This window comes from Klebsiella sp. CN_Kp073, assembly GCF_040065495.2.
Taxonomy (GTDB): Bacteria; Pseudomonadota; Gammaproteobacteria; order Enterobacterales; family Enterobacteriaceae; genus Klebsiella; species Klebsiella aerogenes.
The window spans coordinates 912,972-927,589 of the sequence record NZ_CM198051.1; the positions used below are offsets into that span (position 1 = coordinate 912,972).

Sequence of the window (14,618 nt, forward strand, 5' to 3'; positions counted from 1 at the left end):
TTGATTGATTCCGTATTTTGGCATTGTGTCAATTTTTCGTCGACTTAATATAAGCCCCGAAACAGCGTAAACGACTGTGGACGGTATTTCTGATGGAATACCAATGAACTTCAAAATACGGTGCGGTTTAAGATGGATTGTTTGCAAGGATATGCACTGCCGCTACCGCGAGATCGGGTTTTCCCGGGCAGGAATTGTCTGCGGAAATAGATCGTCGGAATAACCAAAAACAGATATAAGGTTAAGTAGTAATATGAAAATGAAAAACGTGGCTGTGGCCTGTGCGCTGATGGCGGGAATGACTTTTACTGCATCTTCTGCTTTCGCTGCAAAAAATGTTGAACCGACTAACGGTAAAATCCACTTCACCGGCTCTCTCGTTAATTCCGCATGTGGTCTGGCGCCAGAATCCAGCCCGGTGCAGGTGAATTTTGGCGAGATCCCAACTTCTCAGTTAAAAGACAACCAACGTGCTGGCGTTAAACATGCCAAAATTGTTCTGCAGGGTTGCGATACGACTGTCGCAAAAACCGCTACTGTGACTTATACCCCGGCAACGATTGATGCCGACAACAACGCGCTAGCCGCCTTCACCTCTGGTACCGCCAAGGGCGCAGGCATCGGTATGGTTGACAGCGGCAACCAGGATGTTGAGTGGGGTAAAGCTGCCTCTCAGGTCAACATTACCGATGGCGAAACCGACATTGATTTCGTCGCTTACCTGCAGGCAAACAACGCATCTGCAGCGGTAACTCCGGGTGATTTTGAATCTACCGTTAATTTCCAGATCGATTATCAGTAACGATCTGCAGCGGGCGCATTAACGCGCCTGCTTAACCCTTCCTGCGAATAACTGAAAGGAAATGCGGTTATGCCTGGATGGCGTATTTTACTGCTTTTTATCTTTATATCGCCTGCATGGGTTTTGGCTGACACCAACCGTCTTGTCAGTACGCCCGGAAAAATGCGTATGCGGGGAAATATTATTGAAGCTGCTTGTTATGTCGATCCGCGCGACCGGTCGCTACTGGTTGAATTTGATGACCTCTCAGCCAGAGATATTTCCGGAAAACCTGAAAAAGTATCTGCGCATGATTTCAGCATTCATTTGCTGGGATGCTCACTAGGGGATTCTCAACATCCCGGTAATGTGTTTCAACGCGCCAATATTACCTTTTCCGGCGCAGCCGATAGCGACAATCCAGATTATCTGAGCGTGCAATCGGAAACTGAAAATTTAGCGATAGAAATATACGACAGCAAAGGACAGCAAATTCACCTGGGCGAACCATCACCGGACTATGTACTTAACCCAGGAAAAAATACGCTCAAATTTACGGCTTATTTGATCTCCCGCGATGGAAGAATGACATCTGGCGAATTTACTGCGGTCACGCATTTTGTTGTGAATTATCTCTGAGCTGCACTGCAATTCGGGTATCTGAAGGTTGCGAACGAAAATGATCACGCTGAAAACAGATAAAAAACGTCTGGCGCTTTTTATTGCTCTGGTCTGCGCCGCTTCATGGGCTGAAGCGGATGAGGCCATTGAATTTAATACCGACGTACTGGATGCCAGCGACAGGCACAATGTCGATTTACAGCGTTTTTCCGAAGGCAACTTTGTGGCTCCCGGAGAATATCTGCTGGATGTTCGTATTAACAGCCAGGAGATTCCTCAACAGTCAATCCGTTATATCGCCGATCCGGCCAATTCACATAAATCTATGGCGTGTCTGACGCCGCAACAACTCGAATTACTGGCGCTCAAAGAAGAGGCGCTGACCCATATTCATCCGCTTAACGCAAACTGCTATGACATTTCCCGCCTGCCGGGTGTGGCGCTGAATAATAGCGCAGGCGTACTGGACATTACCGTGCCTCAGGCATGGATGAAATATACCGACCCAGACTGGACGCCGCCGGAGCGCTGGGATAACGGCGTCGCCGGGCTGATTTTTGACTACAGCATCTCAGGGCAGGCCACGCATTACGAACAGGGCGGCGATCATTATCGCTCGCTGTCCGGCTATGGGCAGACAGGTTTTAACCTCGGCGCATGGCGTTTTCGTGGCCAGTATCAGGCCAATTACGCTTCAGATGGTAATCATGGGCGTATCGACTGGGATCAGATCTATGCTTATCGCCCGTTACCGATGCAGGCTGCAAAACTGACGGTCGGCGAAATCTATCTGAATTCTCAGGTGTTTGATTCGGTGCGCTTCACCGGGGTCAACCTTGCCAGCGACGAGCGTATGCTGCCGCCAAATTTGCAGGGCTACGCGCCTGAAGTGCACGGCATCGCCCGTAGTAATGCGAAGGTTACCGTCAGTCAGCAGGGCCGTGTTATCTATCAAACCACCGTTCCTGCGGGGCCGTTTAATATTCAGGATCTGCACGGCTCGGTACGCGGTACGTTGGATGTGCGGGTCGAAGAGCAGGATGGCAGCGTACAAACTTTTCAGGTCAATACGGCTGATATTCCTTACCTGACGCGCCCGGGCTATGTTCGCTACAACGCCGCGGTCGGCAAGCCATCGCGTTATAACCACGACGTTCAGGGCCCTGCGTTTTATAGCGGCGATTTTTCCTGGGGGGTGAGCAATGCATGGTCACTGTACGGCGGCGCGTTGCTCACCGGCGAGCGCTACAACGCCTGGTCGATGGGGATTGGACGGGATTTAAGCTGGCTGGGAGCGCTGTCGGCCGATGCGACGCAATCCGTGAGTCGGGTGAAGCATCAGGCTGAACAAAAAGGCATGTCCTTTAAGCTCAGCTATGCCAAAACCTTTGATGAGTACAACAGCGCGATTACCTTTGCCGGGTACCGCTTTTCACAGCGTAACTTCCGCACCTTCTCGCAGTTTCTCGACGAGCAGTATGAAAGTAACAACAGCGCCGGCAACGAAAAAGAGATGTACACCGTTACCGGCAACAAAACCTTTTTTGCTGACGATCCGCATTTAGCGACCACGCTCTACCTCACCTATACCCACCAGAACTATTGGGATCGCGGTTCCCAGGATCGTTACGGGTTATCGATGGGACACAGTTTTTCCTTCGCGGGTATCCAGGGGATCAGCGCCAACCTTGCGGCTTATCGCTCTGAGTATCAGGGCAAACGCGACGACAGTCTCTCGCTTTCAATTTCAGTGCCATGGGGCGATGGCCGCTCTATGGATTATGAATTACAGAACAGCGGTAACCAGACCAGCCAAATGGTTTCGTATTCCGATAACCGCGATCGTAACAATCCGTGGCGCTTGCGCGCAGGGGTTTCCGGGGAAGGTCATACGGCATTTGATGGCTATTACCAGCACCGCAGCATGATGGCGGAACTGGAATCCAACGTCAGCTGGCAGCAATCACGCTATTTCTCCGTTGGCGGCACGGTACGCGGCGGCTTTACGGCGACGCGTCACGGCGCGGCGCTACATAACAGCCAGGCGTCAATGAATACCGCCAGAGTGATGGTTGATACCGATGGCGTTGCCAATGTGCCGCTTAACGGCGAACAGGCGCACTCAAATCGCTTCGGTATTGCCGTCGTACCGGATGTCGTCAGCTATCACAGCTTTGATACGCGTATCGATGTGGACGCCATGGACGAGGACATTTCCGCGACCAAAGCGATCGTGACTAACACCCTGACGGAAGGCGCCATTGGCTACCAGCGCTTTGCCGTCGCGCAGGGGCAAAAAATGATGGCGCTGCTGCGCCTGAAGGATGGCTCGATGCCGCCGTTTGGCGCCGAAGTGTTTAACGCCAACGGCGTCAGCGTCGCCATGGTGATGGAAAACGGCATGGCATGGATTGCTGGGGTGAATCCTTCCGAGCGTCTTTCCGTTGCCTGGGCTGGCCGCGCGCAGTGTCATCTGCAGGTGCCGCAACAAATCAACCCGGAAGGCAACGTACTGTTGCCTTGTGAATAATTTCAATAACCTGAATGAATTTTGTCATGAATAATCAAGCTCTTAATTTCGCCCAGCGTTGGCTTAAACCCGTGGCCTGTGGCCTGTTTTTTATTGCCCAGATCAATGCTTCATGGGCGGGTATTGCGCTCGACCGTACCCGCATGATCATCACCGGCGATGCGCGCTCGGTAAGTGCGAACTTAACCAACACCAGCCCGAGCATTCCCTTTCTGGCTCAGTCGTGGGTAGAAGATGCCCACGGCACAAAAATTACCTCGCCATTAATGGTCTTACCGCCGCTGCAACGGATTAACGGTGGGCAGAAGGGAATCGCCCGCGTGACGAAAACCAGCGGAATTAACGCGTTGCCGCAGGATCGCGAGAGTCTCTTCTATCTGAACGTGCGTGAAATTCCGCCAAAACCGGATAAGCCGAACGTGCTGCAGCTGGCGATGCAGTCGCGAATCAAATTGTTCTATCGGCCGACAGCTATCGTGCCGGAAACGCCGGGGGCCGTGTGGCAAAACCAACTGATCTTTCACAAGCAGGGTCAGCGCTGGACCGTGGATAACCCAACGCCATACTTCGTGACCTTAATCGGTTTAAGCCGCAAACCTGAAGCCCAGGGCGGCGGCAGACTGACTGATTTCCCGGGGATTATGATCTCGCCGAAATCCTCTCTCGATTTCAAGGTTTCGGACGCCAGCGTCAGCCAGTTCAGCATGATGTATGTGAACGATTTTGGCGGTCACCCTGAATTGAAATTCAGCTGCACAGGCAATGTGTGTAAAGCATTGCCGATGGAGCAACAGCCCCGGTAAAGGACTCGTAAATGAAAAAGATGCTTTGCGCTCTGCTGATGGCAGGCATGGCCTGCACGGTTCAGGCCACAAGCGGCCGCCATGATATGAGCAACGTTTCCGGCGAGTATGGCAACGTCCGCTTTCATGGCCGGGTTTTCGTTTCGCCGTGCGTGCTGGATATGGCTTCACGCGATCAGACCATCGATCTCGGCGATATTTCCGCCAGCCGCTTTCGCCAGAGCGGCGATCGCAGCGATCCGGTATTGGTGACGCTGCACCTGAATGGCTGCTTAAAAGGCTCCGGGCACACGTTAAAGGACTTCCCTGGGCAGACCAGCGAGCTCCCTGAGTTGTCACACAGTACGGTGGAGCGTGGCGTTTCAATGACGCTGATGGCCGAAGGCGCGCCGGAAAACAGCGATCTTGGGCGGATTCGCGGCGATGTGCGCGGCGCGGGCATTCGGCTACTGACCGAACGCAACCAGTTGATCCACCTGAATCAACCGCAACGCATGTGGATCCTCAAACCGGGCGATAACGCGATTCACTTTCTTGCCGCGCTGGAATCTTTTGGGCAGGAGGTGACCGCTGGCGAATTTAACGGTCTGGTCAGACTTAAGCTGGAGTATCTATGAGCGTATTGCACAAAGCACTGCTGTGGGTCGCCCTGGCGGGCTGTCCGCTGGCCGGGCAGGCATTTACCCTCGGTGAGGGAGAACCACAGGGCGGTTCGCCGCATCAGTACGATATTGAACTGAGCTCGCTGGATGTCAGCAAAAACCACGAGGGCGGCAGAACGGATCCGTTCACCTGGAATTTGGGCAGTTGGTATGTCGTGGATTTTCATTGTGAGCAGGCCGACATCTCGCGACAGCCGATTTACTACACCACCACGACCACCATGCCGCCTTCTAATCAGGGAGCGAACCGTTTTCGTCTGAATGAGTACCTGGATGTGGAAGTCCAGGTATGGGTCGCCGGGCGGTATAACAACTATGTTCAGGCGCCGTTCACCAACTTTTCGAATCGCTACAACGACCACAGCTGCAAAAAGCGCAAGGGCTACGAGCGAGCCACTAACATTGAAAGTGGCTCTAAAGGAAAAGTGACGTTTATTGTCACTAAACCCATTATTAACGGCATCAATATCACCTCTCAGTCGCTGGTGGAGGTTGCTGGACGTCTGGGTAGCGCTGGCCCTACGCCGACAACGCCAATTTCCCGTGTGGTCATTAAATCCGGGCTCATTACTGTGCCGGATAAATGCACCTTCAATCGCGGGGACAAAATCAGCATTGAATTTGGCGATTTGCCAGGCTCCGCCGCCCGGCTCAACGGCACCAACTACAGCAAGTCGATCCCCATTCATGTGGTCTGCGAGGGGGGAAGCTTCGATCAGGGCGCGTTGAACATTAATCTTGGCGTACAAACTACCACGGCGTCAGGCACGGCGGGGTTTAACGATCATCTCCTCGGCACGCTGAGCGGCGGCCAAAAGCGCGACGACCTTGGCATCGTGATTAAAGACGCGAGCGGCGGCACCGTCGTGCCCAATCAATTCTACAACGTGAAGGGGTTTTACCAGAACCAGGGCGACTGGAATCTTACCGCCGCGCCGGTGGCAAAACCGGGTGTGGGCAGCGTGAAAGAAGGTGAGTTTGAAGCCTCTGCCACCGTTGTCGCGCAGTTTCAGTAGGGGGATGCCATGAGATTTACGGCGTTAATCGCGACCAGCGCGCTACTGCTTGGCGGCATGGCGCAGGCCGATACTAAGCTGGTCGGCGGCGATATGTACTTTCACGGCACCATTCGAGCGCTGGCCTGCAGTCTTGCGCCAGGAGGCGATAAAATCGAGGTCGATTTCGGGCAAATCGCGACGCAGGATCTCTATCTCTCGGGGCGCAGTAAGCCTAAAAAATTCAGCATTGAGTTACGCGACTGCAACCCGGAGGTTTTTCGCGGGATCTCGGTCACTTTCAGCGGCAGTGAAGATGCGGAGCTGGCGGATCATCTGGCGCTGGATAGCAGTGAACAAGGCGCCTCCGGAATCGGCATTGGAATGAGCGAAGAGGATGGTACGGCAATCCGCCTTGATGAAAGCACGTCAGTCAAAGAGATTACTGAAGGCTCGATGACGCTGAACTTTTTGGCATGGGTCGCGGCGGAACCGTCGGCGATAAAAAATCAGACTCTCGAATACGGCCCCTTCAGCGCCAGCGGGACCTGGACGCTGAACTACCAGTAGCATGATGAACGTATTGCATCGTATTGCGCCGCTGCCGGCGCAGAGAGTATTGCTCGTTGTCAGTCTGCTGTTCTGGGGCGGGGCAATGCATCTCTACTGGCCGAATAACGGCGGCAGCGGTTTGTCGTTGCCGCTAAATATTACGGCCTGGATTTATGCCGTTGTGCTGGCAGCTAGCGCATCGATGCTGGTACCTCGTCAACGCTGGCGGATAACTATACCCGCAGCGGGGTTTACGATGGGTGCGCTCATTCTAACGCTGCTTTGTCTACTGACGCCTGAGGTTTGGCAGTCCGAGGCGCTACTGGTGGCGGGGGCGTTGCTGGGAGGCGTGCTTGTTTATTTGGCGACGTTGCAAATTCCGCTTACGACAAACACGCTGACAGTACTGCTGGCTCTGCTCTGGGGCGCGTGCGTCCTCGAATGTCTGGCGTTTACCTATCAATACTGGCATTGGCCGGGAGTGAATTACTGGGAGTTTGCCTGGCGGCGCGGTACGCGCCCCTACGGTATTTTTCAGCAGGTTAATCTGATGGCCAGCTTCACGGCGTGTGGCGTGCTGCTGTCAGCATTGCTCTATTTACGGCTACGTGGCGGATATCGAATTATCATCGCGATTGCTCTGGTGATAATGGGATTTGTTCTGCATGAGTCTCAGTCGCAAACCGGTTACCTGTCTGTGGCGGTAGGCGAGGCCTTGCTGCTGGCTGTTTTTCCTGCGCAGCGCCGTACGCTGCTGTTACTCCTGCTGCCGCTGGCGATAGGCATGATTGCGGGCGCGCTTGCCCGCCATTTCTTGTCGGTGGTGACGGTTAATCACCTGACGACCTCTCAGGTGCGCTGGACGGTGTTGAAAGCATCGCTGGCATTATTTGCCGAACGTCCGTGGACAGGATGGGGCGTGGGCAGTTTCGCCGCCGTGTTTCTTGAACGCGCGGGGCCGTTGGGGCTGAGCAGCATCTCGCATCCGCATAACGAACTGGCGCTGTGGCTGGTGGAAGGCGGGCTGGTTGGGCTGGTAGGAGCGCTTTGTTTTATGGCATGTGGTTTATGGCTCTGGCTATACGGCAATCGCTGGCATCGCGCCTGCCTGGTGGCGGCGCTACCCGTGGTTATCCATATGTTGACGGAATACCCCGTCAGGCAGTCAACGCCACACTGGTTACTGCTGATTTTGTTGCTTCGTTGCGCAGACTGCCGGCGAAAAGGGGCCCGGCTGCCGTTCACCCTGGCGTCGCTGTTGCGTGCCGTGGCATCGATCGCGGTTGCTGTCATCACTCCATTGTTGTTTCTCACGCTGCAGACACAACAGCAACTGACGCTGGCGGAGCGACAATCGACGCAGTGGCGTCTGGCCGAATCTCTCCCTGTGGGAGGCTGGCTGCTTGCCACCCGCTACCGGTTTGATGTCCAGATGGGGTATCTACAACGATATCAACATACCCGTGATGAGCGTTGGCTGGCAGCCGTTCGCCGCTGGGCGCCTGACTATGTGCGTGTTCAACCGGACCCGAATGTCTCCTTCACGCAGATCTTGCTGGCGTTGCAGCAGAGGGACCTGGCCGAGGCGCATCGTCTGGCGACGCGCTTTTGTCTGTTATACCCGAACGATAGGCGTATTCCATGGCTGCAGGATGCGCGACGTCCTTTTAATCAAATAATAGAGTGAGATAAGCAAATCCTCTTATCGACCTGCGCCCATCACTGAGACAGAACGACCTGCGCGAGCCGATCGGTGATGTTATCAAGCGTGCAAATCTTAAAACGATGGTCCCGTGAATCAGAGAGGATGATCGTTTCTCCGTCGCCTTCGATTTCAAGGATAAATCTTGCCCCCAGACGTCTGGAATTTTTATAGCGAGTGCTGATTCGTTGGGGGGAGCAGTCGTTGATGATGCTTAAATAGGGAAATTGCTGACGCAGGCTACGTCCGAGCAGCATTGCCTTAGCAGCCACACGGGGCTGGCCTGCAATAATCACAATGTCGGTCGGCGGATGTGCTCTGGCGGGTTGGGGACGATAACCGAGCAGAGTGACAATCGGCTCCATCATGAATGCAAAACCGCAGGCGGAAACCGGTTTTTCAGCAATACGGCTGGCGCAGGCGTCGTATCGGCCGCCGCGGCTGATGATTAACTCGCGCTCCATGGCGATGCTGCGCCATTCAAAGACCAGCTGACAATAGTCATTGGCGGGAAACAGCGCAGGATCGTACTGCCAGGCAATACCGGCTTGGGTCAGGGCATGCTGAAGGCGCTGGAACCGATGACGGGAGTCGACGGTAATAAAATCCGCCAGACAGGGCGCCGCAGGAGCAAGACGCTGAAGAAGGATATCCTCATGATGGATCAACCACTCCGGATGTTTCTCCAGCCACTGCTGCTGCTCCGGGTTCAGCAAACGCGCGATGGGCTGATAGTAATCGCGCAATGCCCGGCGGAAAGCCGCCAGCGAGGCCTCGTCACCCAGCATATTAATATGCAGTTCCGCCATTTCACCGAGGCCAATACGCCTGAAGAAAACCGCCTGCATGACCAGATGCTCAAGTTCGATATCAACGCCGGGCATGCCGAATGCTTCGACGCCAATTTGATGATTTTGCCGGATATCTCCATCCAGGGAGCGTTGACGGAACATGGCGCCTGAATACCAAATCCGGCTCATTACCGTGGTATGAGGATTGTCTGCCATCAGGCGTAGACATCCGGTTGTCCCATCGCCACGTAATTTTCCCTTGTCGGCCATCACCGGGCCGCCTGGCGCAAATAGCGATGTATGTTCAAGTAAGGGTAACCTGATTTGTTGATAGCCATGCTGGCGCAGAAACTGTTCAGCCTGAAGCTCCAGCCAGGTCCACTGTTCTGACGGGGAGGATTCATATTTGCGCGGACGGCCGCAATGTCGTGCCCGTAGCGGCCTTTCCATCTGGGCTTCAAGTTGCTGGCTCAACGCTTGCGAGGCGAGCAGGCAATTTTGCGTCAGTGCATGACGGATCCTGGTCACCAGCGCCCGATTTACCGGTTGCCGGCAGAACTCCTGGAAGTGGGCCTGTCGCTGTGGCTCATTCTCACCGAGCTTGAGCCAGGCAGGATGGGGGACTATCAAACCTGAAGGCAAATTACCGTGACTATGGCATCCCGGGCTCCCGTCCTCGTCACATTCAATAAAGCGTTTCACGGCCAGGAAATAGGTTTCTGGTTCCAGGGGGCTGCATAAGTAGCGGCTGTCCCACAATGCGCCATGCCGCTGGTAACGACGATTGTAATAAGGCACATAGCTGCGTCCAATATGCTGAATAAAACGGCTTAGCGCCTGTTTATCCGGAGCGCTGACCAGCAGCAGGATACGTGGGACGGCAAGTGACCAACTATGAATAGACACGGCGTAACGTTGCGCCGCGTCTTGCATACACCGTTCGAAGGCAGAGTAATCCTCCTCGTGGCGGAATAACGCTTCGCCATTATGCCCGCGAAGCTGCGCCAGATGCGGCATCCCCGGAATAAATAATCTGTTTTTTCTCGGCATGTCCACGATTCTCTGGTTAAGGCTCTATTTGTTTGTCAGGGTGAAATGCTGAAGGCGGGATAAGCGCCGCGACGAGTACCGTCCTGCCGCACGGTACCCAATCTGGACGTGTTTACTGGCAGTGCTGTTGCAGCCAGTCAATGAGCGCTTTCTCTTCGAGCGACATTTGACGGGAGCTGGCGAGGTCCCACAGCCGTATCTCATTGTCGGTATTCAGCGTGATAATCGCGCGACACTGACTTTGCAGGGCGGTCTGATGCTGGCGTTTAAGTTTGTTGCCGCTGCAATCCACCATCACGCTTAACTTTTCAATACGTTGGCGCAGAAGCTCCGCCAGCATCTGGGCCCGCAGGCCATCATCCTGACATTCACTGGTAATGACCACGTCAGGGTGAAAATGCCACAACGGATTATCTTTCTGGCTGACGGTCTGAATCAGTAACAGCAGGCGTTCGATACCGATGGCAAAACCGCAGGCTGGCAACGCCTTCGGATTAAATAACTCCGCCAGGCCGTCGTAGCGGCCGCCGCCGCAGACGGTGCCCTGCGAGCCCAGTTCATCAGTCACCCACTCAAACACGGTGCGGGTGTAGTAATCCAGCCCACGCACCAGACGCGGATTGATGGTATAGGGGATGTCGGCCTTATCGAGCAGTTCGCAGAGCAGCGAAAAATGGTGACGGGAGTCTTCGAACAGGTAATCCAGCAATCGCGGCGCCTGTTCCAGCATGGGCTGCATGGTCGGGTTTTTGCTGTCGAGAATACGTAATGGATTGGTTTCCAGCCGTTTCAGGCTATCTTCATCCAGTTGCTCACGATGAGCATTAAACCAGTCAACAAGGGCGGCCTTATGGGCCCGCCGCTCATCCGGCGTGCCCAGGGAGTTAATTTCCAGCCTGACATGCGGGGTCAGGCCCAGCTCCTGGAACAAATCCCGGACCATAAAAATCATTTCAGCATCGACGTCCGGCCCGGCCATGCCGAAGGCTTCAGCACCAAACTGCGTGAACTGACGCAGCCGTCCCTTCTGCGGGCGTTCATAGCGAAACATCGGGCCCTGATACCACAGGCGCTGGGTTTTGTTGTAACACAGATTATTTTCCAGCACCGCACGCATACAGCCGCTGGTCCCCTCGGGACGCAGCGTAATCTGTTCACCGCTTTTATCCGTAAAGTTGTACATTTCTTTGGCAACGATATCTGTGGCTTCGCCAACAGCACGTTCGAATAAGGCGACCGGTTCCAGCAGGGGTAAGCGGATCTCCTGGTAGCCATAACGGTAGGTCAGACGGCGGAATTTATTTTCAAGCCATTGCCAGATTGGCGTTTCGGCGGGCAGTACGTCGCGCATACCACGTATGGCTTTTAACTTTGCACTCATCGTTTATGACTCCTGATGCGAAATTCCCATATACTGTGCAGGTCTGGCGGGTTCCGGTTGGCGCTGCAACCCACCAGATTGTCCAGCGAGCAGCGGCAGGTTGCCGCTGCTCACTCTTATGCCGCCCGTTGCGCCAGGTCGGCGATTACGTCATCGATCAGCGCATCAATCCGGGAACTGTCCAGGTGGTGAGCGGTGGTGATCAGATGGGCCACGTTGCCGGACGTTGCCAGGCAGTGTTTCTTCCATACCCATTCAGAAGGCTTCGGAAAGACCACCGTGATGGAATTTTTGTGGCACAGCGCGTCAATACCTGCTGCTTTAAAGCGATCCACGGCATATTTCGCCATGTTGAGGCTGTGACCAATGCGGCGATGCCATTCGGCATCGGTATGGCTGCGAACGGCGGCCCACATCATCAAAGGGGTATGACCGTTGCGTGACCCTGAAATCGTTTTATCGTGGGCGGAGATGTAGTCGATCTCTACGCTGATACGGTCGACGTTGGCTTTCTTGGCTACCACAATGCCGCATGGAATCGGGGAGCCGATCATTTTGTGTCCGGAAACGCCAATCGAATCGATACCATCGGCGAAGGTAAACGGCTGTGGGTCCTCCACGAAAGGCAAGATCATGCCGCTTAGCGCGGCATCCGCGTGCAGATAATAATCTTCACGTGGGATCCCCAGCGCAGCGATACGCTTCTGGATCTCAGCGATATTATCAACAGCCCCGCGTACCGTTGTGCCAATATTGGCGAAAATGATGGGATGGCGTTCGCCTGAGGTCCTGATTTTATTGATTAAATCGTCATAATCCATTTCTCCGTCTGGTTGGGATTCCACCAGTTGCGATTTGATACGCAGCAGTTTGACGATTTTGGCCACGGAATAGTGGGTATCTTTTGAATAGTAGAGCGTGCCTTCCGGGAACAGCTCTCTTCCCAGATAGCAACCAAACATATTACTTTCTGTGCCGCCGTTGGTGACATAACCCCAGCTTTCCGCAAAGGGAATTTTGAATATGCCGGAGAAATACTCCATGACTTCTTTTTCAAAGTCGAAAGAGTTGAGTAAATAGTTACAGTACTCCCCCCAGTCACCACAGTTATTAATTGAGAAACGCAGAAAACGCTCCAGCATGGTGTAATCAAAATCAGCAGATTCAGGGTAGCCAATATTAAAGTAGCGATTTTTTACACAGTATGACCAAAATGCATCAAGTTTATTTTGATCGGCAATAGATAAAGACATATGAATCTCCATATTTATGTTGGTGAATAAAATATTATTTTTGAAGGTAAAGGATATCCTGGCCTTTTTTATTACGTCCGGCCGCGACAAACGAAAATAGAGGAATGGTTACCATCATCATAATTGTGCCCCAGAAAATGGAATCAGTACCCGAACCGAGTAGGGCAAATATACTGTAAATCATACCGATGACAGTCAGGACGCAATAAAACATAAAGCCACGTCCACGGTTGAGCTTTTTAGAAACCATGATGATAGGTAGCGCGATAATGGCATACATATAAGGCAGCAGGGAGGCAAATACCGACATCAGAATCACCACCTGGAACTGTTTGGCGAGATCGGGGGAAGCCGTCAGTAACAGCACCAGACTCATCAGCACGCCAGAAATAATCAGACCTTTCATCGGGACATCATTTTTATTGGTCTCGGCGAAAATCTGCGGAAATAACCCCTGTTTCGCCCCTGCGCGCGGGCCTTCTGACTGCAGGATCAACCAGCCGGAAATGGAGCCAAAACAGGCGATAATACTTAGCGCGGAGGCGATGTTGCCGGCCATATCGCCAAACATATAGCGTGCCGCATCGGCGAATGGGGCGGCAGATTTGACCAGTTCAGCGTGGGGAACCAGGCCCATGATAACGGTACAGCTACCGACGTAACATACGGAGGCAATCAGCAGACCATATACGGTCGCGCGAGGCACCGTGCGTTCAGGGTTTTCCACCTGTCCGCTGGAGACCACGGCGGATTCCACCCCTAAGAAACCCCACAGCGCAATGGAGGCCGCGGAGACGATGGCTGAGCTGTCGCTGTTGCCCGTGCCGTTGTAGACTTCAGAGAACATTTTCGGGTCAAACCAGAACCAGCCGACAATGCCCACACCCAGCACGACGACCAGCATGCAGCTGGCGGTGAAGGACTGCGCGCGCCCAGCCGTTTTAGCCCCCAGGCTGCCTAAGGCAATAAATGCCCACAGAATAGCGATAGCGGTGATACAACCGTAAACCGGATTATGCAGCGCCGGGAAGAAGTAACTCAGATAGCCGACCCCGGCGACGAGGAGCGCGACGTTGCCAATCCAGGCACTGATCCAGTAGCAAACCGTCGTCTGAAAACCGATGAAAGGGCCAAACGCATCGCTGGCATAGGCCACGATCCCTCCCGCGCGAGGGGTAATAAGACTGGTTTTAGCGAAAACCAACGCCAGCGCAATTACGCCAATAATAGTAAACAACCATCCCCATAGTGAAATATATCCCACTCCGGCGAGATTGGTCGGCAACATAAAAACACCGGAACCCATCATATTTGATGCGGTCACAAGGGTTAGTGCCGTTAACCCCATTTTTTGCGCAGTACCCGCGCTGACGCTTCCCATATATATCCCCTCTGTATTAAGTAAATGCTTACTTGGTTATTAAACGCATTTTTTCACAGGGCAGGTGCGGGAATATGATCTACATCATTTTTTGAAAATGATATGCGCGAATATAT

The 14,618-nt window shown here is 53.8% G+C and carries 12 protein-coding genes; 8 read left to right on the top strand and 4 right to left on the bottom strand.

All coding sequences use genetic code 11. From position 1 onward, the window contains the following. The first annotated feature begins 253 nt into the window (after positions 1 to 253). The 8 genes from ABLV66_RS04485 to ABLV66_RS04520 all read left to right on the top strand — a co-directional run bounded on the left by ABLV66_RS04485 (position 254) and on the right by ABLV66_RS04520 (position 8,631). Positions 254 to 802: a fimbrial protein gene (locus tag ABLV66_RS04485; RefSeq protein WP_015369827.1), complete on the top strand. Its 549-nt coding sequence runs from the start codon at positions 254 to 256 to the stop codon at positions 800 to 802. A gap of 69 nt (positions 803 to 871) precedes the next feature. Continuing rightward, positions 872 to 1,420, top strand: a complete 549-nt coding sequence (locus tag ABLV66_RS04490) for a fimbrial protein (protein ID WP_045391965.1) — start codon at positions 872 to 874, stop codon at positions 1,418 to 1,420. Positions 1,421 to 1,460: 40 nt separating this feature from the next. Continuing rightward, entirely contained in the window at positions 1,461 to 3,932 is a 2,472-nt protein-coding gene (locus ABLV66_RS04495; RefSeq protein ID WP_049061316.1) for a fimbria/pilus outer membrane usher protein, read from the top strand. A gap of 26 nt (positions 3,933 to 3,958) precedes the next feature. Further along, positions 3,959 to 4,735 (top strand): fimbrial biogenesis chaperone, encoded by a 777-nt coding sequence (locus tag ABLV66_RS04500; RefSeq protein ID WP_047044003.1) that lies wholly within the window; start codon positions 3,959 to 3,961, stop codon positions 4,733 to 4,735. An 11-nt stretch (positions 4,736 to 4,746) separates the two neighbouring features. Continuing rightward, a complete protein-coding gene (locus ABLV66_RS04505; protein ID WP_045391958.1) occupies positions 4,747 to 5,352 on the top strand; it encodes a fimbrial protein in 606 nt (201 codons plus the stop codon). Continuing rightward, complete coding sequence (locus ABLV66_RS04510) at positions 5,349 to 6,413, top strand: fimbrial protein (RefSeq protein ID WP_045391956.1); 1,065 nt, start codon at positions 5,349 to 5,351, stop codon at positions 6,411 to 6,413. Before ABLV66_RS04505 ends, ABLV66_RS04510 begins: the two co-directional genes overlap by 4 nt. 9 nt (positions 6,414 to 6,422) lie before the next feature. Next, positions 6,423 to 6,962, top strand: a complete 540-nt coding sequence (locus tag ABLV66_RS04515; RefSeq protein WP_049056550.1) for a fimbrial protein — start codon at positions 6,423 to 6,425, stop codon at positions 6,960 to 6,962. Position 6,963: 1 nt separating this feature from the next. Further along, entirely contained in the window at positions 6,964 to 8,631 is a 1,668-nt protein-coding gene (locus ABLV66_RS04520) for an O-antigen ligase family protein (protein ID WP_348876481.1), read from the top strand. Between the two features lie 32 nt (positions 8,632 to 8,663). Here ABLV66_RS04520 and ABLV66_RS04525 read toward each other — a convergent pair whose 3' ends face one another. The 4 genes from ABLV66_RS04525 to hdcC form a co-directional block, all read right to left on the bottom strand. Then, positions 8,664 to 10,454, bottom strand: a complete 1,791-nt coding sequence (locus ABLV66_RS04525) for an ATP phosphoribosyltransferase regulatory subunit (protein WP_223683769.1) — start codon at positions 10,452 to 10,454, stop codon at positions 8,664 to 8,666. 145 nt (positions 10,455 to 10,599) lie between these two features. Further along, positions 10,600 to 11,868, bottom strand: coding sequence for a histidine--tRNA ligase (gene hisS, locus ABLV66_RS04530; RefSeq protein ID WP_045373961.1), 1,269 nt, complete (start codon positions 11,866 to 11,868; stop codon positions 10,600 to 10,602). 116 nt (positions 11,869 to 11,984) lie between these two features. Next, a complete protein-coding gene (locus ABLV66_RS04535; RefSeq protein ID WP_015369839.1) occupies positions 11,985 to 13,121 on the bottom strand; it encodes a histidine decarboxylase in 1,137 nt (378 codons plus the stop codon). A gap of 34 nt (positions 13,122 to 13,155) precedes the next feature. After that, entirely contained in the window at positions 13,156 to 14,502 is a 1,347-nt protein-coding gene (hdcC, locus tag ABLV66_RS04540) for a histidine-histamine antiporter (RefSeq protein ID WP_045373958.1), read from the bottom strand. Positions 14,503 to 14,618: the final 116 nt, after the last annotated feature.

Excerpts from the sequence above, each read along its gene's own strand:
- ABLV66_RS04485 (WP_015369827.1), top strand. The coding sequence starts at position 254 with ATGAAAATGAAAAACGTGGCTGTGGCCTGTGCGCTGATGGCGGGAATG.
- ABLV66_RS04490 (WP_045391965.1), top strand. The coding sequence starts at position 872 with ATGCCTGGATGGCGTATTTTACTGCTTTTTATCTTTATATCGCCTGCA.
- ABLV66_RS04495 (WP_049061316.1), top strand. The coding sequence starts at position 1,461 with ATGATCACGCTGAAAACAGATAAAAAACGTCTGGCGCTTTTTATTGCT.
- ABLV66_RS04500 (WP_047044003.1), top strand. The coding sequence starts at position 3,959 with ATGAATAATCAAGCTCTTAATTTCGCCCAGCGTTGGCTTAAACCCGTG.
- ABLV66_RS04505 (WP_045391958.1), top strand. The coding sequence starts at position 4,747 with ATGAAAAAGATGCTTTGCGCTCTGCTGATGGCAGGCATGGCCTGCACG.
- ABLV66_RS04510 (WP_045391956.1), top strand. The coding sequence starts at position 5,349 with ATGAGCGTATTGCACAAAGCACTGCTGTGGGTCGCCCTGGCGGGCTGT.
- ABLV66_RS04515 (WP_049056550.1), top strand. The coding sequence starts at position 6,423 with ATGAGATTTACGGCGTTAATCGCGACCAGCGCGCTACTGCTTGGCGGC.
- ABLV66_RS04520 (WP_348876481.1), top strand. The coding sequence starts at position 6,964 with ATGATGAACGTATTGCATCGTATTGCGCCGCTGCCGGCGCAGAGAGTA.
- ABLV66_RS04525 (WP_223683769.1), bottom strand. The coding sequence starts at position 10,454 with ATGCCGCATCTGGCGCAGCTTCGCGGGCATAATGGCGAAGCGTTATTC.
- hisS (WP_045373961.1), bottom strand. The coding sequence starts at position 11,868 with ATGAGTGCAAAGTTAAAAGCCATACGTGGTATGCGCGACGTACTGCCC.
- ABLV66_RS04535 (WP_015369839.1), bottom strand. The coding sequence starts at position 13,121 with ATGTCTTTATCTATTGCCGATCAAAATAAACTTGATGCATTTTGGTCA.
- hdcC (WP_045373958.1), bottom strand. The coding sequence starts at position 14,502 with ATGGGAAGCGTCAGCGCGGGTACTGCGCAAAAAATGGGGTTAACGGCA.